This is a genomic window from Paenibacillus sp. Marseille-Q7038, from assembly GCF_965111595.1.
Window position 1 is genome coordinate 414,779 of sequence record NZ_CBCOOM010000001.1, and the last position, 21,219, is coordinate 435,997.

19 protein-coding genes and 1 pseudogene are annotated in these 21,219 nt (G+C 42.1%); 14 read left to right on the forward strand and 6 right to left on the reverse strand.

Annotation, left to right across the window (positions count from 1 at the left end; all coding sequences use genetic code 11):
* Positions 1-13 precede the first annotated feature (13 nt).
* On the forward strand, positions 14-595 hold the full coding sequence (locus ACWPWY_RS02145) for a hypothetical protein (protein WP_454190177.1): 582 nt from the start codon (positions 14-16) through the stop codon (positions 593-595).
* Positions 596-617: 22 nt separating this feature from the next.
* Positions 618-1,046 (forward strand): hypothetical protein, encoded by a 429-nt coding sequence (locus ACWPWY_RS02150; RefSeq protein ID WP_454190178.1) that lies wholly within the window; start codon positions 618-620, stop codon positions 1,044-1,046.
* Between the two features lie 125 nt (positions 1,047-1,171).
* Here the strand turns inward: ACWPWY_RS02150 and pgmB are convergent, their stop codons facing one another.
* The 3 genes from pgmB to ACWPWY_RS02165 all read right to left on the reverse strand — a co-directional run bounded on the left by pgmB (position 1,172) and on the right by ACWPWY_RS02165 (position 5,521).
* Positions 1,172-1,831, reverse strand: coding sequence for a beta-phosphoglucomutase (gene pgmB / locus ACWPWY_RS02155; protein ID WP_454190179.1), 660 nt, complete (start codon positions 1,829-1,831; stop codon positions 1,172-1,174).
* Between the two features lie 25 nt (positions 1,832-1,856).
* Positions 1,857-4,139, reverse strand: coding sequence for a glycoside hydrolase family 65 protein (locus ACWPWY_RS02160; RefSeq protein WP_454190180.1), 2,283 nt, complete (start codon positions 4,137-4,139; stop codon positions 1,857-1,859).
* Between the two features lie 341 nt (positions 4,140-4,480).
* Positions 4,481-5,521, reverse strand: a complete 1,041-nt coding sequence (locus ACWPWY_RS02165; RefSeq protein ID WP_454190181.1) for a LacI family DNA-binding transcriptional regulator — start codon at positions 5,519-5,521, stop codon at positions 4,481-4,483.
* A gap of 446 nt (positions 5,522-5,967) precedes the next feature.
* On the opposite strand from ACWPWY_RS02165, the pseudogene ACWPWY_RS02170 reads away from it, so the two are divergent.
* A pseudogene (locus ACWPWY_RS02170) lies at positions 5,968-7,570 on the forward strand (PTS transporter subunit IIBC).
* 7 nt (positions 7,571-7,577) lie between these two features.
* The gene (locus ACWPWY_RS02175) at positions 7,578-8,399 is read left to right on the forward strand and encodes an endonuclease/exonuclease/phosphatase family protein (RefSeq protein WP_454190182.1); all 822 of its coding nucleotides are present in this window, start codon (positions 7,578-7,580) and stop codon (positions 8,397-8,399) included.
* A 59-nt stretch (positions 8,400-8,458) separates the two neighbouring features.
* On the opposite strand, the gene ACWPWY_RS02180 is transcribed toward ACWPWY_RS02175, so the two are convergent.
* The 3 genes from ACWPWY_RS02180 to ACWPWY_RS02190 all read right to left on the reverse strand — a co-directional run bounded on the left by ACWPWY_RS02180 (position 8,459) and on the right by ACWPWY_RS02190 (position 14,084).
* Positions 8,459-10,444 carry an FUSC family protein gene (locus tag ACWPWY_RS02180; protein WP_454190183.1) on the reverse strand — a complete coding sequence of 662 codons (1,986 nt, stop codon included), beginning with the start codon at positions 10,442-10,444 and terminating at the stop codon, positions 8,459-8,461.
* 117 nt (positions 10,445-10,561) lie between these two features.
* Positions 10,562-12,355, reverse strand: a complete 1,794-nt coding sequence (locus tag ACWPWY_RS02185) for an ABC transporter ATP-binding protein (RefSeq protein ID WP_454190184.1) — start codon at positions 12,353-12,355, stop codon at positions 10,562-10,564.
* Complete coding sequence (locus tag ACWPWY_RS02190; protein ID WP_454190185.1) at positions 12,348-14,084, reverse strand: ABC transporter ATP-binding protein; 1,737 nt, start codon at positions 14,082-14,084, stop codon at positions 12,348-12,350. The genes ACWPWY_RS02185 and ACWPWY_RS02190 overlap by 8 nt, the downstream gene beginning before the upstream one ends.
* 374 nt (positions 14,085-14,458) lie before the next feature.
* Between ACWPWY_RS02190 and ACWPWY_RS02195 the strand changes: the two genes are divergently transcribed.
* From ACWPWY_RS02195 to ACWPWY_RS02240, 10 genes are all read left to right on the forward strand, one after another.
* Positions 14,459-15,952: an alpha-N-arabinofuranosidase gene (locus ACWPWY_RS02195; protein WP_454190186.1), complete on the forward strand. Its 1,494-nt coding sequence runs from the start codon at positions 14,459-14,461 to the stop codon at positions 15,950-15,952.
* Between the two features lie 9 nt (positions 15,953-15,961).
* Positions 15,962-16,243: a DUF6171 family protein gene (locus tag ACWPWY_RS02200; protein WP_454190187.1), complete on the forward strand. Its 282-nt coding sequence runs from the start codon at positions 15,962-15,964 to the stop codon at positions 16,241-16,243.
* A gap of 152 nt (positions 16,244-16,395) precedes the next feature.
* Positions 16,396-17,118: an FAD-dependent thymidylate synthase gene (gene thyX / locus ACWPWY_RS02205; RefSeq protein ID WP_454190188.1), complete on the forward strand. Its 723-nt coding sequence runs from the start codon at positions 16,396-16,398 to the stop codon at positions 17,116-17,118.
* Between the two features lie 39 nt (positions 17,119-17,157).
* Positions 17,158-17,595 carry a GNAT family N-acetyltransferase gene (locus ACWPWY_RS02210; protein ID WP_454190189.1) on the forward strand — a complete coding sequence of 146 codons (438 nt, stop codon included), beginning with the start codon at positions 17,158-17,160 and terminating at the stop codon, positions 17,593-17,595.
* Between the two features lie 38 nt (positions 17,596-17,633).
* Positions 17,634-17,978, forward strand: a complete 345-nt coding sequence (locus ACWPWY_RS02215; RefSeq protein ID WP_454190190.1) for a n-acetylglutamate synthase — start codon at positions 17,634-17,636, stop codon at positions 17,976-17,978.
* Between the two features lie 36 nt (positions 17,979-18,014).
* Entirely contained in the window at positions 18,015-18,347 is a 333-nt protein-coding gene (locus tag ACWPWY_RS02220) for an SdpI family protein (RefSeq protein ID WP_454190191.1), read from the forward strand.
* A 363-nt stretch (positions 18,348-18,710) separates the two neighbouring features.
* Positions 18,711-18,872, forward strand: coding sequence for a hypothetical protein (locus ACWPWY_RS02225; RefSeq protein ID WP_454190192.1), 162 nt, complete (start codon positions 18,711-18,713; stop codon positions 18,870-18,872).
* Between the two features lie 109 nt (positions 18,873-18,981).
* The gene (locus ACWPWY_RS02230; protein WP_454190193.1) at positions 18,982-19,458 is read left to right on the forward strand and encodes an NUDIX domain-containing protein; all 477 of its coding nucleotides are present in this window, start codon (positions 18,982-18,984) and stop codon (positions 19,456-19,458) included.
* A 211-nt stretch (positions 19,459-19,669) separates the two neighbouring features.
* On the forward strand, positions 19,670-20,326 hold the full coding sequence (rnhA, locus tag ACWPWY_RS02235) for a ribonuclease H (RefSeq protein WP_454190194.1): 657 nt from the start codon (positions 19,670-19,672) through the stop codon (positions 20,324-20,326).
* Between the two features lie 44 nt (positions 20,327-20,370).
* Positions 20,371-21,156, forward strand: a complete 786-nt coding sequence (locus tag ACWPWY_RS02240) for a Cof-type HAD-IIB family hydrolase (RefSeq protein WP_454190195.1) — start codon at positions 20,371-20,373, stop codon at positions 21,154-21,156.
* Positions 21,157-21,219 lie beyond the last annotated feature (63 nt).

Sequence of the window (21,219 nt, forward strand, 5' to 3'; positions counted from 1 at the left end):
AAGGAGGCATTTCATGCAGAATAGAACTGCTTGGATGATTCTCATGGTAATCGTTGTAGCCTTGGTTGTTTATGTGACCTATCTGTATATCCCTAAGACGGTCTATATTGATACGAATGGGATCATGTATCGCAATGAAACAGAGAACACGCTCGAGAAATCTCTCAGAGTACAAATTAAAGGGAAAGTGTATAGAGAGTGGGTTAACAAAAAGTATTTTCGGGGTGATATTCAAGTAGAAGGTCAAACTTTTCCGGTTCCAAGAGAAAAAGCGTCGTTGATTGAAATACCTGTGGGTTTCTCCACACCCACATCCATCGTATATTCCTTCATATGGCCAGAACAAGAACCCGGTCTTTATCAGTATGGTTCAATATCTATGAATGATAATTATACAGAGGCTGTTATACTCGTTTCAGAGAAAAGAGAACCAAGTGAGGCTGAGATTAAACAGAATGTAGAAGATACGAAAGGTTGGAGTTTTGATAATGGACTTATGATTGCTGTGCCTGCAAAGAACCGGGAAGAAGCAGTGGCTCTTACTAATGAGATATTATACTCATATACTGGCATAATGGGACTTCTTTTTAAATGAACAATAGAGAGGAAGATTGCTGATGAACGTAAAAAAACGCAAGGTTTTTACTAGAATTCTACTTCTTCTTCCGTTTATTTTGATTCTAGTCATACTGCCCTTTGCCTATTCAAGTAAAACATATTATCCCGCTGCCCCTTTCTCTGCAATCAGTAAAAAAGCAGCGGTTCAAGCATTAGAACCGTCTTCCAAAGAATTGATCTATTTAACGGAAGAGGAAGGGAATCACTGGTATGGATTTAAGGGCAGTCAAGGAGATGGTGCAGAGGCTGTTATCTCTCTTATGAAGAACAAAGGATGGTCATTCCAAACGCAGGAGGGGGCAGGCTATTTCTTTGGCAAGGAAAGCGGAGAGAGTTCCGAGAAAGAAGCTTCTGCAATGGTACATAGTGAAATGTGGACAGGACAATATGTTCTCTACAGCATCCCTGTTCGTTACTTGGAAGAATAAATATCTAGGAACGAAATACCAAATATGTAATGATGAACAGCGCTAGGATAAAAAACAAAAAGACGTGAGGGAATGGATCGCAGGTAACGATCTATCCAACACGTCTTTTATTTATTGAGTAACCATTAATTTATTTTTTGCTTAAAATGCTGTTTCAGCAAAGAGAGAGACAACTCCGCAGTGGAAGAGACGATAAGGTCTGCTTTTTGCATTTGAGCTGGAGTGCCTACACCAACAGCGTACATACCAGCGGAAAGAATAGACTCGATCCCCGCTTCGGCATCCTCAATACCGACACAGTCCTCAGGCAGAACGCCAAGTTTAGCAGCACCCGTTAAGAAGATTTCTGGATCGGGTTTCCCTTGTTTAATCAAATTCACATCAACGACATGATTGAAATAGTGGGTAACACCTAGACGATCCAGAATAAACGGCGCATTCTTACTTGCGGAAGCAAGAGCAATACCTATACCGGCTTCTTGCAACTCTTTTAGCAGCGATTCAATTCCCGGAAGCAAGTCGGCAGGTGTTACTTTTGCAATCATCTCTTTATAGAGATCATTTTTCTTTTCAGCAAGTGCTTTTTTCTCTTCATCGGAGTAAACCGCATCTCCTAGAGACAGGATGAGTTCCAAGGATTCCATCCGGCTGACCCCTTTTAATTTTTCGTTGAATTCCTTATCAAAAGGAAGGTCCAATTCGTCAGCTAAACTCTTCCACGCTAAGAAATGATATTCTGCTGTATCCGTAATAACTCCATCGAGATCGAAAATAACGGCTTTCATTTTTTCTCCACCTTTTCTTATCCACTTAGGAAGTGGTTTTTGTAATGAGTGGCTCTTCTTCTGTAATGAGCACTTCTTTATCATAAAGTTCCATCGTCAGCGGTGCACCGGAAACAAGCGTGATCTTCACTTCGTTCTGATCTACACTTACGTTAATCAGGCGCTCGCGATAATTGATGTGGAAGCTGTACCGTGACCACTCTTTTGGCAGGAATGGCGAGAAGTGCAGAGTCTCTCCATGCGTACGCATGCCAGCAAATCCTTGCACGATAGCGAGCCAGCTACCCGTCATGGAAGTAATATGAAGACCATCTTCCGTGTCGTTATTATAGTTATCAAGGTCAAGTCTTGCTGTACGTTTGTACATCTCGACTGCTTTTTCTTCCATCTTCAGTTCAGCAGCAAGTACCGCATGAATGGAAGGGGAGAGAGAAGATTCATGAACCGTCATTGGCTCATAGAAGTCAAAATTCCGTTTCTTTTCTTCCATCGTAAACTCATCACTGAAGAAATAAATTCCTTGCAGAACATCCGCTTGTTTGATGAATGGAGAACGCAAGATTTTATCCCATGACCATTTCTGATTCAGAGGAAGATCCGCTTTATCCAAAGAGGATACAGGACGCAGGTCCTTATCAAGGAAGGTATCATGCTGTACATGGACACCGAGCTCTTCGTCGTAAGGGAAATACATACGATCTACAATATCCTGCCAGTGAGCCAGTTCTTCATCAGAAATATTCAGTTGCCCTTTTCTCTGTTCGTCGATATTCGCGAGACTTTCCATGGTATATTTCAGCACCCATGTTGCCATGGTGTTGGTGTACCAGTTGTTGTTGACGTTGTTCTCATATTCATTAGGTCCGGTTACCCCATGAATCATATATTTATTGTGGCGCTTCGAAAAATGAACCCGGTCAGCCCAGAATCTGCTGATTTCGGTTAGTACTTCAATACCTTCATTTTGGAGATACGTTTTGTCTCCCGTATAATTCGTATAATTATAAATGGCGTAAGCGATTGCTCCGTTACGGTGAATCTCTTCAAACGTAATTTCCCACTCATTATGACACTCCACACCAGTGAAGGTAACCATCGGGTAGAGTGCACCTTTCAGGCCTTGTTGACGTGCATTATGTTTCGCACCATCTAGTTGATTGTAGCGATAGCGCAGCAAGTTTTCAGTTACTCGTTTGTCGGCAAGCGCAAGATACATCGGAACAGCGTAAGCTTCTGTATCCCAGTAGGTAGCGCCGCCATATTTTTCCCCTGTAAATCCTTTAGGACCAATATTCAGACGTTCATCGTGTCCATAGTAAGTCGAGAATAATTGGAAGATATTAAAACGAATTCCTTGCTGTGCTTCTACATCGCCTTCAATGGTAATATCTGCTTTATCCCAGCGCCGAGCCCATTCCAGGATATGTTCTTCTTGAAGCAGGTTGTATCCTTTGTTCATTGCGTCTGCCATCAGACGTTCTGCCGTAGGGATCAAATCTTCTTTCTCCATATCTCGAGAAGTGGTAACCACGATATATTTCTGGATTTCCGCAGAAGCTCCGGAAGGAATTTCATACTCATAGTGAGCGGCTGCATAGAGTCCTGCTTCTTCCGTTGACATAGATAACGCATGGTTAGTTACAATCCCCATTGTTGCATTAATGGTAAAGCGCTCGATGTCAAACGCATTTTCTTTTGTCATAGCAGAAAGACTGATGTAAGGTTCGCCTATTTTTCGATCGGCTTCAACCCAGAACGTTTCTTCATAGTTCGAATCTTCATTCTTCGTATTTCCGTCCAAGTAAGGAATCAGAGTGACTTTAATATTCTCATCTGTCAGATTCGTTACGTTATATTTAATTAGACATAGTTCAAGGAAAGATGCACTGAGAAAACGTTCTGTTTCAATGCGCACCTGTTCATTTACGGTGAAAGAACGGCGTAAAATTCCTTCTTTCATATCCAGCTCTTGATAAAAATCAGTGACTCTATCTAGATACGTATCGATTTCGTGATCATTAACAAGAACGCGTATCCCAATGAAATTCATGGCATTAATGACCTTGCCAAAATATTCAGGGTAGCCGTTTTTCCACCAGCCAACCTTTGTTTTGTCAGGGTACCAAACCCCAGAAATGTATGTGCCTTGATGGTGATCTCCGGAATACGTCTCTTCAAAATTTCCTCGCATTCCCATGTATCCGTTACCAATGGAAGTCATACTTTCCTGAAGGCGTAGATCTTCCTTGTGAAGTGTATTCGTAGTGAGTTTCCAAGCGTTCGTGTCAAAAATACGTTTATATGACATGATAATCCTCCTTGAAGGAGTGTGAGTCTCCACAGCTCCTGTGTTAGTTAATCGCTGGTGAAACTTTGATACCTCATCGTGTTATGAAAGCCTATTCTTATATCGTTAAAACTCATAACTACTATCGTATGAATAACCCTGATCATTTGCTTTAAAAACGTACGATGTTGCATCATGTAAGTGCTATCATTTGATTGCGTTTTCAGTATATAGTGCAACCGGTTGCCCTGTCAACCTAAAAAAGAATAATCTCGTATTCGACTTCTCAGGATACTTTATTAAAAGCAGCTTGATGCAAGATCAAATGCGTGATCATTCTTTTTATGTGTTAAGCAAGGGAATTATGAAAATCCTTCGACTGTAGTATTTTTCATTGTTCTGCGCTGAGAAGAAGCACGCTCGATAATTCGGTGTGGGACAATAATATGTTTTGTCATTTCTTTGGGATCTAGAATTTTCTCAATCAGACTTTTAGCTGCTTGATATCCCAGAGTAAAAATATCAATATCGACCGAGGTGAGCGGGGGGTTCAGCATCTCAGCAATACGGAGGTTATTGAAACTCACAAGCGAACAAGCTTCTGGCAGCGAAAACCCCAGCTGACTCAACATCGTTTGCAGAGGGAGCGCATGCATATCATCGACGACAATAAGGGCGGTTGGCCGATTAGGCATTTTAAAGAGTGAATCTAAATCTGCTTTAGTAAAACTTGAGTCTAGTACATATGTTTCATCAGCCAAGAGACCAGAATCTAGTAAAGCTTCTCGGTACCCGCGAACCCTTTCTTTATGAACCGTGCGGTTTACATCAGCTCCCACATAGGCAATGTACTTATGACCAAGCTCTATTAGGTAATTGGTTACGTCTTTGCCCGCTTGGAAGTTGTCATTATCGACATGAGTAGTTTCATTTACGTATTGCTGTGGTTTACCGATCACGGTATAAGGGATTTTTTCATTATGGAAATAATCAACTACCGGGTCTTCTGATTTAGAATAGAGGACGATGAAGCCATCCACCCGATTGGCTCTTGTCATCATTTTGACACGATCCAGCAGTTCTTCATCGGTTCTTGCTGTGACAATGGCTATCGTAAAATTTTTTTCATTCGCAAGGTCACTGATTCCTCGAATGCTTTCTAGAAAGAATGGATTTTGAAAAATAGCAACATCTGCATCTGGCATGATAATTCCGATCGATTGCGTCATCTTGTTAGCCAGGCTTTGTGCGGAGAAATTAGGTTCGTATCCAAGCGCTTTCATTTCTTTCCTTACTCTGGCTTTTGTTGCTTCGCTGATTTTAGGACTATCCTGTATGACACGAGATACGGTGGAGGTAGCAACATTCGCCCGCTTTGCTATATCTTTAATTGTTACTGCCATCGGTAACGCTCCTTTACGATATTCTTTTGTTATATCATACACACCCCTTGGCAAATGAACAACGTTTAAACCAAGGGCTAAAATTACAATTATAAAAAAGGGTTGCAAAATGAAAGCGATATTATTTATAATGAGTTTGCAACCGATTGCACTGATTTGCACCATGTTGCAAATCAATCTGTTTGAATCCCTAACAAGTCTAGAAAATAAAGTGTAAACGCTTAAGAAGTACGGGCTAAATCAAGCTTATGTATTTCAACTGTAGAAACATTCTTCTGTAAGGGATTTCTGAATGCGATATCAATTCCAATTATGTTAAATGGGGAATCATAATGGATCAAGCGAAGGTTGCGAAATAATAGAACATGAGGTACTCATTATGAAAAAATTATTGTCTTGAGTTCTGGCAAAAGTTTGGGAAAGCACTGCTTGTCGTTGTAGCAGTTATGCCAGCGTGACCGGTATTATGATTTCGCTTGGTAAAGTAATCGCCATGTTCGGGGCAGATCTTTCATTCCTGGTGACCGCAGGCGGGGTTATGGAGAATCTCGGTTGGGGAATTATCAACAATCTTCACATTCTCTTTGCCGTTGCTATTGGTGGTTCTTGGGCGAAGGAGCGTGCAGGAGGAGCTTTTTCGCACTGATCGCGTTTATCTTAATTAACATTACGACAGGAACTCTTCTTGGCGTAAGTAGTGAGATGCTCTCACAAGAGGGAGCGACGACAACGACCTTATTCGGTCAGGAGATTCTAGTATCGGGCTACTTTACTTCCGTACTGGGTGCACCAGCGCTGAACATGGGTGTTTTTGTCGGTATCATCTCTGGTTTCCTCGGAGCTGTAGTCTTCAATAAATATTATAATTATCGTAAACTACCGGAAGCATTAGCTTTCTTTAACGGTAAACGTTTTGTACCTTTCGTCGTTATTTTATGGTCTGTTATTATTGCCGTTTTGATGTCTGCTGTATGGCCTTTCGTACAAACGGGAATTAATAGTTTTGGTAAATGGCTTGCTGCCTCGGGAGATACAGCACCGTTTATGGCACCGTTCTTATATGGTACGCTAGAGCGGGTACTTTTACCTTTCGGTCTACATCACATGCTAACTATTCCAGTGAACTACACCGAGCTTGGAGGCATCTATACGGTACTAACTGGAGCGAATGCTGGCGGAACGGTAGCTGGACAAGATCCACTCTGGCTCGCTTGGGCAAGTGACCTTGCGAACTTGCAAGGAACAGATCCGGCAGCGTACCAGCAGCTTATTTCTACGGTTACTCCTGCACGATTTAAAGTAGGACAAATGATCGCAGGAGCCGGTATTTTGATGGGTATTGCCCTTGCAATGTATCGCCGTGTAGATAAAGACAAACGTTCCAAATATAAATCTATGTTCCTGTCCGCAGGTTTGGCTGTATTCTTGACAGGGGTAACGGAACCGCTTGAGTTTATGTTCATGTTTGCGGCACCGCTATTGTACGGTGTGTACGCAGTCATTACGGGTCTAGCTTTTGGTATGGCAGATTTGATTCATCTGCGGCTGCATTCCTTCGGTATGATTGAGTTATTAACACGGATCCCGTTATCGATTAATGCGGGCCTTGTCGCAGATATTATTAACTTTGTCATTACAACAGCTGTATTCTTTGGGGCTTCGTATTTTATTTCTTACTTTATGATTGGTAAATTTAAATTGGCTACTCCGGGCAGACTTGGGAATTATACGGATGATGAGTCTGATAAAACAGCAGCTGAGAATAGTGGTGCTGCATTGTCCTCAGAAAAATCAGCTGTAAATGCTGAAGGGGAAGATCTTCCTTCTAAAATCATTAACATTCTCGGTGGACCGCAAAATATTGTCGATGTAGATGCATGTATGACTCGTCTACGGATTACAGTCAATAATGTGGATGCCGTGGGTAATGAAGAGGAATGGAAGAAACTTGGGGCACTTGGGCTGATCAAGAAGGATAATGGGATTCAGGCGATCTATGGACCGAAAGCAGATGTACTCAAATCCGATATTCAAGATAAGCTAGGGTGATGAAATTTTGAGAATATTAACACTGAACACACACGCATGGATCGAAGAAAATCAGCTTGAGAAAATAGAGCAGCTTGCTCATTTTATAAACGAGCACGATTTTGATGTGATTGCACTTCAGGAAGTCAATCAATCCATGCAGGAAGAAGCACTTCCTGCTTCGGAAATGACCTATTTTCATGAAGCAGAAGAGAATACGATCGTCAAAGCAGATAATTATGCTTATGTTCTTCGTAAACAGCTTCAATCCGAGTATTACTGGACGTATATACCTATCCATGTTGGATTTGTTAAGTATGATGAGGGTCTGGCTATTCTGTCCAAGACACCGATTAAGGAAGCGTTCGGAGCATATGTATCCGATATGCGGGATTATGCCAATTTCCGTACACGCAAACTGCTGGGAATCAAAACGGAAATCTCCGGTAAGGATACCTGGTTCGTGAATGGCCATTACAATTGGTGGCATGATGAAGAAGAACCATTTGAGCCTCAATGGAAATATTCTCTTGCTGTGATGGACAAGTATGTTGGTTCTCTGCCTGCCTTTATTATGGGAGACTTCAACAATGCGGCTCACATTGAGGGCGAAGGTTATTCCCTGGTGACAGGGAGTGAATGGCATGATTGTTATGAGCTTGCTGCTCAGAAAGACGATGGATTCACGGTTGTTAAGGCGATTGCGGGATGGGAAGATAATAAGCAGAAGCTGCGAATTGATTACGTCTTTTCGAATCAAGAGGTTCCTGTCCATTCTTCAAAAGTCGTACTGAATGGAATCGATAGTCCTGTGGTATCAGATCATTTTGGTGTCGCTGTGGAAATCTAAAGTTAACAAAAAATAATCCCACAATCCTGGAAGGAGGATGTGGGATTATTTTTTGTGCATCAATTGGTTAGATTCATATCGGTCTCCACTGATAGAATCTCTTGATAAAGATCCAGGATTGCAGTAAAGAGGGGGATAGACTTGTCCTCTATTAAAGAAGAAACCCCAAGATTTTGATTCAGTCTTATCCTTCCTTTGTAGGAAATACGGGTTGTTTTAAAATAAGCTGACATGTCTGTCAGCAGTTTGCTGCATGCAAGTAGTTCCTCTTTATTTTCCTTGAGTTGTTCATTCCTAATCATGTGAATGGTAAGATAGCCTACTTTTTGAACACGGATTAGGATAGGAAAGTCTCCTTCGACATGGTACGGACGATGTGTAATTTCATTAAAAGCTTGATCATACAAGGTACTGGTTCTTTTTAACGACCGAAGTACGATATTAGACAAGATTGTTATTTCTTGGTTATGTTGTTTTTTTGCATAAGTCTTGAGCAGCTTGGCTTGGGCATCCAAAGCGGCAGCAAAAGTCCGATCCAGCCGTTTTGAAGCAGAATGAGGCGACAGTACAAGCATGCCGGCTAAACCAAGAGAACAACCAAGCAAAATGTCTATAATTCTTACATTTACAAAGGTAAGCGGTGAATCTACCGGATGTGCCAGTGATACGAGCAGAAGAGAGATCGGCGTAATGAATATCGCAGCAAGAGCATAGTTTTTGGCAGCCAGTGTTTTAATAATGAATTGCATGAGAGCAACAGTCAGCACGATCACAAGACTAGTGGGTTCTAAGAATAGCAAGAGGGAGGCGACTAATCCTCCTAAGCATGTACCGATCATAAGCTGAATCCCGCGATAAATACTGGCCGTTGCTGTAGAAGCGATCAGAACCGATGCACATCCGATAGGAACCCAAGAAGGATGCGGTGCCTGAATCATACTCGCCACTCCATAAGAAATGAGAACAAGCAGCCCCATTTTCATTGAGGCTGAGAAGATCGTTGTATAGTGATACAGACCTTGAATACTCCACCTAGTGCTAATCGCTTCTTTTAGTGAACGAGTGGACACTTCTAGTTTGGGAGAAGGGCTATCTATTGCCTCAATCATGTAAAGAAATGCTTCTTGTAGGGCAGGATGAAAATGATCTTCTTCCTTTATTTTGTGTACAATTTGCCGATCCACAGTCAAAGTTGAAGATCGTTTAGGTAATGTACGGGCTATCGTTCTCAGCATACGTGGATAGGCAGCAGGAACGGATATTTGTTGATCTTCTATAGAAACAGTCGCCCAGAATAACTGATCTGCAGCCTCTGTAATCTCGTATATTTGCTGAAGGGAAAGATCCTCTTTTTTTCGGGATATCATACTTCTATAAATCTTCTTTTTCGTTTGCTGGAGAAGTTCGCCCGTCTCCAAGCGAAGCAGCGGATAGTCGCTCGTGTTCAATGACTCAAGCATAGCTGCGAGTTTTTGGTACAAGGAAGACAGCATTCTTTTTTCTGGTCCATAGCGATGAAACGCAAGGGGAATCATACATAATATAAGCGCAGGAATACCGCCAAGGAGCACAATTAGCCCCCGATAGGCGAATAACCCTGGATTTGGGGGAAGGCTGATTGCCATACCGCATACGAGAACAAACATGTATCCTGCGGGAAGTAGAACACCTGCTATTCCACAGAAAAAAGTAGCTGCTGCACCAATAAAACTAATGGCAAGTGCACTTGCAAGTAAAGAAGGAGCTGCAAGGGTACCCAGCATAATACTGAAAGCAAGTCCTAAGAGAATGCAACTCAGTTTAACAAAACGCTGTCTTGCAGTTTCATCCCTCATATAGACATTCACAAAAGCACCTGTCGTTGCCAGCATTCCAAGCCCAGGTTCATGTAAGATGATACCGGTTAGCAGAGGAATACCGGTGCTAAGCCCCGCAATAACAGCCGGTCCCCAAGGGACCGGGACTTTATTAATGCGAAAAGCTTTCTTAAGATGCTGTGCGATATACGTTCTTGTTTTAGGTATTGATTGCTTGTTTGAATCCAAATGATATGGCACCTCTTTAGTCATGGGTAATTCAAGTATAGGTTTTCATACAAAAACTCTATTTACCACAAGACCTCGGAGTTTAAACTTGGTTCAGCTTTCTTCAGCTTTCATCTATTAAGATACAACTTGTTGAAACTGACTATGGTACAGCTCATAATAAGGACCTTTTGCTGCTAGTAATTCCTCATGTGTCCCTTGTTCTACAAGACGTCCATGTTCAAGGTAAAGAATGGTATCTGCATCCTGAATCGTACTTAGCCGGTGGGCGATAACAAAGCTGGTTCTCCCTTGCATAAGAAGCTTCATTGCCTCTTGAATATGCATTTCGGTTCTTGTATCTACACTGCTTGTCGCCTCATCCAAAATAAGAATAGCGGGATCTGCCAGAATAGCCCTCGCAATCGTTAACAGTTGCCGCTGTCCATGACTCAGGTTGCTGCCTTCCGTACTAAGCATTGTGTCATATCCCTGAGGAAGTCGTTTAATAAACGGGTCTGCATTCGCAAGTATAGCCGCTTCCTCTACTTCCTGGTCCGTCGCATCCAGTTTGCCAAAACGGATATTTTCCCGAATCGTTCCAGAGAAAACATGAGCATCCTGAAGTACCATACCCATCAGCCTGCGGAGATGATCTTTGTCGATTTGGCGAATGTCTACATCGTCAATCGTAATTGCTCCATCCACAATATCGTAAAAACGGGTCAACAGATTTACGACCGATGTTTTGCCTGCTCCAGTAGGTCCAACGAGAGCAACCTTTTCACCAGGGCGTGCAGTAAAGCTTATATTTTGCAAAATAGGTTTATCTGCTTGGTAGTGAAAAGACACGTCATGAAAACTTACAGCACCTTGAATGTTCTTGATAGGTTTTCCATTCTCGCCTTCGTGCTCTGACTTCATATCCATAATCTCAAATACTCTCTCTGCACCGGCGACAGCTGACTGAATAAGGTTATACTGATTCGCAAGTTCTGAGATCGGACGCCCAAATTGACGAGAGTAACTGAGAAAACTGACAACAATACCGACTTGGGTTGAACCTTGGAATACCAACCAGCCTCCGACAGCCGCAATCAGGGCAAAACTAAGGTTATTGATGACATTCATGAACGGTCCCATCATCCCAGACATAATTTGCGCCTTAATCCCAATCTGATTTAGCCGTTCACTAATCTCCCGGAATCGGAGGGTTTCTTTTTCTTCCTGACGGTATAGTTTCACCACTTTTTGTCCACTGATCGTTTCTTCAATCATTCCATTGAGATCTCCCAGATGTTGCTGTTGTTCTTTAAAATATTTCTTTGTATATTTAGCAATTTTCCGGGTTACTACAAGAGCTAGTGGGATGCTAATCAGTGCTACTAAGGTGAGCGGTATATCCAAAATAATCATAATAACAAGTGAACCAATGAGTGTCACAATACTATTCAGTAGCTGAGTAACACTCTGATTCAGCGTATTGGATACATTCTCTATGTCATTGGTTGCACGGCTCATCAGTTCTCCGGTACTGCGCTTGTCAAAGAACGAAACCGGCAGTTTTTGATATTTTGCAAACAGATCTTTTCTCAGATGCAGCACCGTTTTCTGGGAGAGGGCGGTCATAATATATGCCTGCACCCATGTAACCACCGCACCGAATAAATGAATAGCTAGCATGATCAGGCAGATTTGAATCAGCCCAATATAATTTCTAGGAATAATGTAATCATCAATCGTTACCCCAATAAGGTAGGGGCCTAGTAGAGCAGTAAGTGAGCTTAGTATGGTGAAAATATAAACCATGAGCAGTGCAGTGCGCTGTTTGTTTAAGTAATTCCAGATCCGTTTTATCGTAGCGCCCGTATGTTTCGCTCTTACTTTTGGCATCTGATGTACAGGGACTCGGGGACGCATTTGATTAGACATAGGATATATCCTCCTTGCGCTGTGAACGGTAGATATCTTGGTAAACGGAACTTGTTTTCAACAGTTCTTCATGTGTTCCTTGCGCTACGATCATTCCATCGTTTAGGACAAGAATAAGGTCTGCTTTTGTTACAGAAGAAATCCGCTGTGCGATAATAATTTTGGTAACGTTGCTTTTTTGTTGTTCCATCGCTCTTAGTATGTTAGCCTCTGTCTTTAAATCAACGGCACTTGTGCTATCGTCCAGTATAAGGATAGAAGGGTCCGTAACGAGTGCTCTAGCGAGTGAAATTCGTTGTTTTTGCCCGCCAGACAGGTTCACTCCTTTTTGTCCAAGGACCGTGTCATACCCTTTTTCTAACTGTTCGATAAAAGGAGCAGCTTCTGCTGCTTTTGCAGCCGCCATAATTTGTTCGTCACTAGCGGAAGGATTACCGTAACGGATATTATCCCGGATGGTTCCGCTAAACAGGATCGCTTGCTGCATCACTATGGCAACCTTGCTCCTTAGCTCCTCCAGATCATAGTCCTGTATGGGGACATCACCCACCCGAATTTCCCCGCTATATACTTCGTAAAGTCTGGGAATGAGATGAACTAGGGTTGTTTTTCCGGCACCCGTTGCTCCGAGAATAGCTACCATTTGACCCGCTTCTGCTTTAAAACTGATATCTGTAAGGACAAGGTCATCCTCCTGATTACGATAGGAGAAGCTAACATTGGAAAACTCGATAGACCCTTCCTTATCGCTAGAAACGTGTTTTGGATGAATCGGGTTTTCAATCTCGGAATATGTACTCAGCACTTCATTTACCCGATCTGCAGATACTTTCGCTCTAGATACAAAAACCAGCATGTTACTTAGCATCAGCATTGACATCAAGAGCTGAGTGACATAGTTAATGAAGGCAATGAGCTTACCTATTTCCAGAGTTCCTTCGTAATACTGCAATCCCCCAAACCATAATACCGCTACGATACTGGCATTTAGTACAAGCGTCATCAGCGGCATACTGAGTGCCATCAACCGATTAGCCCGAATTGCTGCCTGAGTGTAATCTTCATTTGTTTTGTTAAATCGCTGCTCTTCATAATCTCTCCGGACAAAAGCTTTAATGACACGAACACCAGACAAGTTTTCTTGAAGGACGGTGTTTACATGGTCAAGCTTACTTTGCATTTTCGTAAATAAAGGAAAGGACCGTTTGGTTAAGAGATAGAGAATGAAGAACAGCACGGGTACTGAAACTACTAATACGAAGGCTAAATTCGGACTCAGCATAATTGCCATCGCTAAGCTTCCGATCAGGAGTAGCGGTGTACGAACAAAGATTCTTAGAATCATCTGAACAAAAGCTTGCAGCTGTACCACATCATTCGTCAAACGAGTAATAAGCGAGCCTGTTTTTCGTTCATCCAGATTCCGAAAGGAAAAAGATTGGATCTGTTCAAATAATCGAATTCGCAGATCTTTCCCAAAGTGCTGTGCAGCAATGCTCGAAAAAATCGTACAGCCGGCTCCGCCCACTAGACCGATCAGCGCGACGCCGATCATAAAAAGTCCGGTTTCCTGGATATGATCCAGATTATTTTTCATGATCCCTTCATCTATGATACTTGCCATGAGTCTCGGCTGAAGCAGATCCATGGAAACTTCGAGCAGCATAAGCAGAGGAGCGAGTAAGCTCGCTGCCCAGTAGGGTTTGAGAAAAGGAAGTAGTTTCTTCATTAAAATAAGGACACCTTTCGTAAGTGAGATAGAGGGACAACCTTTTAGTATTTAATTTCATAACTCATTAAAACGATGAAATTAATTCAAGTAAACATAATTGTAACTTAAAGGCACGACAGAAAAATTGTCAATTGATTCCTTCCGGAATTAAAATGTATAAAATACGTATTCAAGTTTTTCCGTTTTTCATTTGGATTAACTATTATATTATTTCATTATTTTGTTTAAAAAAGCGTTTACAGAGTCAACTCATTAGGTTTATTATGTAATTGTTAGAAAAGGTAGTAAGTAGGATTTATATTTTAATTAATTCAATGACACTAGGAAACACACAAAGATCCATTCATTTTAATTAGGTGGAGGTAATTATTATGGTAAAAGTTCTTGTACATACGGAGAAACGAAAAAGCCAAATCAACAAAAACATCTATGGTCAATTTTCTGAACATTTAGGACGTTGTGTTTATGAAGGAATATGGGTTGGCGAAGATTCACCCATTCCCAATACGGACGGCATCCGAAATGATGTAATAGAAGCATTGAAACAATTAAAAGTACCTGTACTGCGCTGGCCGGGCGGCTGCTTTGCTGACGAGTATCACTGGGAAGATGGGATTGGTCCTCGTGAGAACCGTCCGCGTATGCTCAACACTCACTGGGGCGGAGTAGAAGAGAATAACCACTTCGGTACTCATGAATTTATGAGACTCTGCGAACTCATTGGGGCAGAACCTTATATTTGTGGTAATGTCGGCAGCGGTACAGTGTATGAGATGCAGCAATGGGTAGAGTACATGAATAACGGCGGACAGTCGCCGATGGCAAGTCTTCGTGCACAGAACGGTCAAGAAGAACCGTGGAACGTGAAGTATTTTGGTGTAGGTAATGAGAGCTGGGGCTGCGGCGGAAACATGCGTCCTGAATATTACGCTGATCTATATCGCAGATACTCCACTTATGTGCGCAATTATAGTTCTGAGCCGGTATACAAAATTGCTTGCGGACCCAATACAGCAGACTACCACTGGACAGAAGTTCTCATGCGGGAAGCTCATCAGCTCATGAACGGACTAAGTCTTCACTATTACACAACAGGTACGGGAGTATGGGAGAAAAAAGGCAGTGCGACGGGATTCACAAATGAAGAATGGTTTACAACACTGAAATCTACTCTATACATGGAAGAACTGATTGTAAAGCATTCTGCCATTATGGATAAATATGATCCAGACAAAAAAGTAGGACTGATCATTGATGAATGGGGAACTTGGTTTGAAGTAGAGCCAGGAACAAATCCAGGATTCCTATATCAACAAAATACAGTACGTGATGCGCTCGTAGCGGGAATTAACCTCAACTTATTCCATGAACACTCCGATCGCGTAACGATGACGAATATTGCACAGATCGTGAATGTCTTGCAAGCAATGATTTTGACGGAAGGTGCGAATATGGTACTGACTCCGACGTATCATGTTTTTGATATGTATAAAGTTCACCAGGATGCACATTTGCTTGAGTCTCAATTTGTAAGTCCATCTTATAAAATGGGTGATGAGGAGATTCCGCAGCTCAGCCTATCTTCTTCCATAGATCATGAAGGACACATTCATGTATCTGCTTGTAATCTTAGCCATGCAGATTCCTTAAACGTAGAACTTGACCTGCAAGGAATTGTAGATGCAGCTGTAAGCGGTCAAGTGCTGGTTTCAGCTAATGAGCTGGATGCACATAACTCGTTTGACAACCCGGCTCAGGTTGCACCGAAAGAACTCGAAGGAATCAAAGCAGAGCAAGGAAACGTAAGTTTCACACTGCCTGCTGCTTCCGTAGCGGTCATTACGATTGTGCCAAAGAGAGGCTAAGGAAAGAAAATGACAACAAGAGCTGATAACGAATGCAAAGGTTGTACGGCAAGTGTGCATGTCAGCGAATCACAACTTACCGTTATGGAACAGTCCACTATTACATCGGATCAAGGGATGTCAGAACAGGCTGTTCAGGAGCTGTACAAAGAACGTCTAGCGATATGCCGTACATGTGATGGATTTAAATACGGTACCACTTGTAAATACTGTGGGTGTCTCATTCCTTTGAAAGCTAAGGTAGTCAGCGCTACCTGTCCGTATCCTTTTGAACCGAAATGGCTTAGATAATACGAATGAAGAACAATAATGAAAGCATCTTCCTTTCCCAGGAAGGTGCTTTTCTTACATGGAGATCAGGTTGATCATCATACAAAATCGCTAGACATATTTTTGGGAAATACAGTAAAATAATGGGATTAGAATAAAGGGGTGCAGCTGATATGTCTTTTGAAAAAGTGCTTGATCAAGGTTATGTTCGTCTAGTGAATCATATGGGGTCTGATCTGACCATAGCGAATGCGGCAAGAGTGTCTTATGCCAAAGAATCAGTGGAACTCACGGAGAGAGACATGAAACTGATACGGTTTCTAGCAAGGGAAGGACATACTTCTCCCTTTCGCCACGTAATGCTTCAATATGAAATCTACGCACCGCTGATGGTGGCTAGACAGTGGTGGAAATACATAGTCGGCTCAAGTCATATGGAAGGTACAGGAGATAGCCTGGATGCGTGGAATGAGTCTAGTCGCAGATACATAACAGAAGAACCCGAGTTTTATATTCCAAATCACCAGGAGTGGAGAGGAGCACCCGCGCATTCAAAACAAGGGAGCGGAGAGACACTTCCAATAGAGCAGGGCGAGAAACTGAGTAAAGAGTTACTAGCGTATGTAGAATTGGGTATAAAAAAGTATGAAGCAGCCCTTGAATCGGGGGTATGTGCTGAACAGGCAAGGCTTTTTCTCCCATCTTACGGGATGTATATCCGCTGGTATTGGACAGCTTCGCTGCAATCGGTATGTCATTTCTTAAATCAGCGTCTTATGCATGATGCTCAGCAGGAGATCCAAGCGTATGCGAAAGCAATTCTAACCTTAAGTGAACCTCTGTTCCCGGCAGCAATGAATGAGATGGTGAATTATAAAGAGGAGACTTCGATATAGTAGAGGGCATAAACTAAAGATTTCCCAGGAGGTAACGATTTGGAATACCGTAAGATGGATGCCCGTGATTATGAACAGTGTATTGCTTTATGGAGAAGGACGGAAGGAATGAGCATCAGCAATGCAGATTCCAAGGAAGCCATCGAAAGTTATTTGGAACGTAATGAAGGATTCAGTTATGTAGCCGTTCAGAATGAAGATATCATAGGGACTCTACTGGCTGGCCATGACGGAAGACGAGGTTATCTATACCATTTGGCAGTTAAGCCAGATTACCGTGGACAAGGAATTGCCAAAATTCTCGTACAGACTTGTCTGGACCAATTACAAGGCGCAGGGATTGAGCGAGCCCACATTATGGTGATGGGTTCTAATGAGAGTGGTCAAGCATTTTGGACGGGTCTCGGATGGACACGGCGCGGAGATATTTTGATATGTTCCCGAGATGTTCATATGAATACTACAGGAAAGGAATGACGACACAATTTCTTAAGTAGAATAGGAGGCTGACAGCGATGAGCAAGATGGATTACAATGGACGAATCTTTACCTCATGGGAGAATTCAGGCAATGGGGAGGTCAATCGAGAGACACTTTTTCATTACTTTCAAGATGGGAACCTCGTATGGGCTAATTATGCAGGGGGCGGTATTATAGCAGGTCACCTGATTGCGACAATGGGAGAAGATGGAGTTTTAGATATGCGTTATCATCATGTTAATGAAAAGAATGAGATCATGACAGGGATATGCACGTCAACTCCCGAATTATTGGAGAGCGGAAAAATACGCATCCATGAAGAATGGACGTGGACAAGCGGAGACCGATCAAGCGGGCGTTCTATACTGCAAGAAGTCTGAAAGATGATTGTATTGTTGTATTAGAAGGAGGTAGCCATGGATTTGGATAATCTGGTCGTGTTTAGTTTTGTAGGGATCATTTCCGTTATCATCGGTGTGGTAATGAAATGGAAGCCTCCAAAGCGAATAAACAGCTTGTTTGGATATCGAACCCATCGGTCAACTCAGAATCAACGAATGTGGGAAGAAGCAAATCGTTATAGTGCGATGTGGATGATCTATGTTGGTGTGTTTTTTATACTCATCGGATTAATCGTCGCTAAATTTGTTCAAGGTATTCAGGGACTTGGTATTTTGGCAGGTGTGTTTCTGACCGTTCATCTTCTTGTATTTGTCATGGTGGAGAGAAGGTTAAAAGAGCTGGAATAACAAATGGAATAGAACTACAACCGCTTACATTATAAAAGAGAATTACAGAATAACCGAACTATTTCGACATTTATAAATAAAACATATGTGTTTACAATATAAGGAAATTATGAAGTTGTGCGACCTGCATAACTTCTTTTTTATTCCATATAGACTACGAATTAGGAGTAAAAATTAGGATGTCAGCAGTAAAATAGAAATTCATAAATATTTTTTCGGAAAATCAAACTATTTCGTCTTAAAGCTTGTTATTATAGTACTGAACGTTGTCTTATATGCATCTGAATAGAAAATGAAAATTCGTAAAGTGGACAAAATCTATTATGAAATAAGAATGATGTAATGAGGTTTCACATAGGAGATATGGAAAATATCTTCATGCAGGATGCCCATCAGATAGTACTTACGGCAGCTCAGATAGCAGGAACAATCCGGTGTACATATTTTGACCAAATTGTGTCATTAAAAGCAAAAGACGAACATCGGGTAGGTTATGGTTTTTCACTTCGTTCAAAAACATGGTAAGAGCTGGATTGGGGCAAGCTATTCCTGATCAACAAGTGATGGTAAGAGTATAGTGTAATACAAAATAAACTAAAACGAGTAAGTGGACTGTACTTAAGGAGGAATAGTGATGATGATATCCTACAACCATGAATCCATCGAGTATCACACAACTACAGGAGGAATAATTATTCAGAATGGCAGAGTTCTTCTGCAAAGAGAACAAAACCAGCCGTATTGGTTTTTACCGGGCGGTAGTGTAGAAGTAGATGATACACCTGAGTATACAATCGCTAAGATGATATATGAACAGCTTGGTGTACCTGTAATTCAAGAGCAGCAAGTATGGGTGATTGAAAATATTGTCGACTTACCGCTGGGTCCCCATATGCAGGTTCATGAGACGGGGATGTTCTTCGTTCTCGAACTTCCGTATCCACATCCGATCTTTAATAAAGATGGTGAATTTACAGGTACAAATAAGGAGTATAGATATCGATGGATTGATCTTGACCTTCTTGATCAGCACCTCGTCGTTCCAGAGTTTGTCGTTCCCGAGCTGTATGTGCTGGAAGTTGGTAAGGGTGTCAAGCATATCGTCAGCTAACCATCTCTGTTTCTTATGAATTTGAACAGGGAACTATACATAAGCTGCGTCTTACAAATGGAAATAAATAGCATTAATCTGATGAAGCCTGGGTTCCTACACTCAGGCTTTTCTTATGTCCTTGTAATAACAGATGACTTTGCATCTTTCCTTCTGAAAAGGTATTGTAGAAAGTAATGTGAAAAGGGAAGTATGGAGGGAACCAGGGGATATGGCTAAGCAAAAATATTATGTGGTTTGGGAAGGAAAAAGCCCGGGTATTTATACTAGTTGGCCCGCATGCCAGCAGCAGGTAAACGGAGTGAATGGTGCTAAATACAAGGCATTTGAAACCAAATCTGAGGCCGAGAAAGCCTATACGGCTGGCTGGAAAGGATATTGGGGGCAAGGGGGAGCACAGAAATCTGCAGGGAGTTCCAGCAAGCGTACATATGGAACTGTTGATACTGCCCCTATAGAACCTGTTGACTACAACAGTATCTCGGTTGATGTAGGAACCAGAGGAAATCCAGGCCCTACGGAATACAAAGGGGTGGATACGAAGACAGGAGAAGTATTGTTCAGTGTAGGTCCCATTCCCAATGGTACGAACAATATCGGCGAGTTTCTTGCCATAGTTCATGCGCTGGCTTATCTTCAAGAACAAGGAAGTAACAAGACCATTTATACGGACTCGGTAAATGCAATGAAATGGGTTAGACAGAAGAAAGCAGCGACTACGCTAAAAAAAGATGCCTCCACCCGTCAGATTTGGGATTTGGTAGAGCGGGCTGAAGAATGGCTCAGAACAAATACGTACCAGAATAAAATCGTGAAATGGCAAACGAAGCTATGGGGAGAAATTAAAGCAGATTATGGACGCAAGTAAATAGAGAAACCATAACATGGAGAGATCATGGAGGGAACCCGAGAATGACGAATTATAAAGCAGTGTTTTTTGATATAGATGGTACGTTAGTAAATGATGAGAAGGTTATTCCTGCCGATGCAGTGGAAGCGGTGAATCAGCTGAAAGCTCGTGGTATTGATATTTTTATAGCGACGGGAAGAGCGCCTTACTATATTACAGAATATTTATCACAGCTTGGTCTGGATTCCTTTATCAGTCTGAACGGATCGTATGTAGTATACAAAGGACAACCTATTCATAAGACTCCCATCTCTAAGTCAACAATGGAGAAACTGGAGAATACGGCACTCAGCCACAATCATCCCATAGTGATGCAAGGAGCGGAGGCGAGTTTCTCTAACGCGGAACTGCACGAGTTTATTGCGACGTCTTTTGAGACCCTTCGTGTCGAGGTACCGGGTTATCGTACTTCTTATTGGAAGGAAGCACCGATCTATCAAGCGCTGCTTTATTGTCAAGAACATGAGGAACATCTCTATACATCGGAAGAAGCCGGTTTTCAAGATCTCCAGTTTGTTAGATGGCATCCTTATGCTATGGATGTGATTCCTGCTGAAGGTTCCAAGGCCAAAGGGATTGAGGCGGTACTCAAAGATTTGGGAATATCGAAAGATGAAGTGGTTGCTTTTGGCGATGGACTAAATGATGTAGAGATGTTGTCCTACGTCGGGCTGGGGATCGCAATGGGGAATGCCAATGATGAGGTTAAATCCTATGCAAAATATGTGACCAGTTCAGTTGATGAAAGCGGAATTCGTAAAGGTTTGGAGTATGCCGGATTACTGTAATGAGGTCTTGGGTTTATATAGGATACAGGCGGTGTGAGAAAAGGATGGTCCATGGATCATCCT

Coding starts and splice junctions, on each gene's coding strand:
- pgmB (WP_454190179.1), bottom strand. CDS start 1,831: ATGAAAGCCGTTATTTTCGATCTCGATGGAGTTATTACGGATACAGCA.
- ACWPWY_RS02190 (WP_454190185.1), bottom strand. CDS start 14,084: ATGAAGAAACTACTTCCTTTTCTCAAACCCTACTGGGCAGCGAGCTTA.
- ACWPWY_RS02240 (WP_454190195.1), top strand. CDS start 20,371: ATGACGAATTATAAAGCAGTGTTTTTTGATATAGATGGTACGTTAGTA.
- ACWPWY_RS02165 (WP_454190181.1), bottom strand. CDS start 5,521: ATGGCAGTAACAATTAAAGATATAGCAAAGCGGGCGAATGTTGCTACC.
- ACWPWY_RS02195 (WP_454190186.1), top strand. CDS start 14,459: ATGGTAAAAGTTCTTGTACATACGGAGAAACGAAAAAGCCAAATCAAC.
- ACWPWY_RS02215 (WP_454190190.1), top strand. CDS start 17,634: ATGAGCAAGATGGATTACAATGGACGAATCTTTACCTCATGGGAGAAT.
- ACWPWY_RS02160 (WP_454190180.1), bottom strand. CDS start 4,139: ATGTCATATAAACGTATTTTTGACACGAACGCTTGGAAACTCACTACG.
- ACWPWY_RS02145 (WP_454190177.1), top strand. CDS start 14: ATGCAGAATAGAACTGCTTGGATGATTCTCATGGTAATCGTTGTAGCC.
- ACWPWY_RS02225 (WP_454190192.1), top strand. CDS start 18,711: ATGGAAAATATCTTCATGCAGGATGCCCATCAGATAGTACTTACGGCA.
- ACWPWY_RS02150 (WP_454190178.1), top strand. CDS start 618: ATGAACGTAAAAAAACGCAAGGTTTTTACTAGAATTCTACTTCTTCTT.
- rnhA (WP_454190194.1), top strand. CDS start 19,670: ATGGCTAAGCAAAAATATTATGTGGTTTGGGAAGGAAAAAGCCCGGGT.
- ACWPWY_RS02185 (WP_454190184.1), bottom strand. CDS start 12,355: ATGTCTAATCAAATGCGTCCCCGAGTCCCTGTACATCAGATGCCAAAA.
- ACWPWY_RS02220 (WP_454190191.1), top strand. CDS start 18,015: ATGGATTTGGATAATCTGGTCGTGTTTAGTTTTGTAGGGATCATTTCC.
- ACWPWY_RS02230 (WP_454190193.1), top strand. CDS start 18,982: ATGATGATATCCTACAACCATGAATCCATCGAGTATCACACAACTACA.
- ACWPWY_RS02200 (WP_454190187.1), top strand. CDS start 15,962: ATGACAACAAGAGCTGATAACGAATGCAAAGGTTGTACGGCAAGTGTG.
- thyX (WP_454190188.1), top strand. CDS start 16,396: ATGTCTTTTGAAAAAGTGCTTGATCAAGGTTATGTTCGTCTAGTGAAT.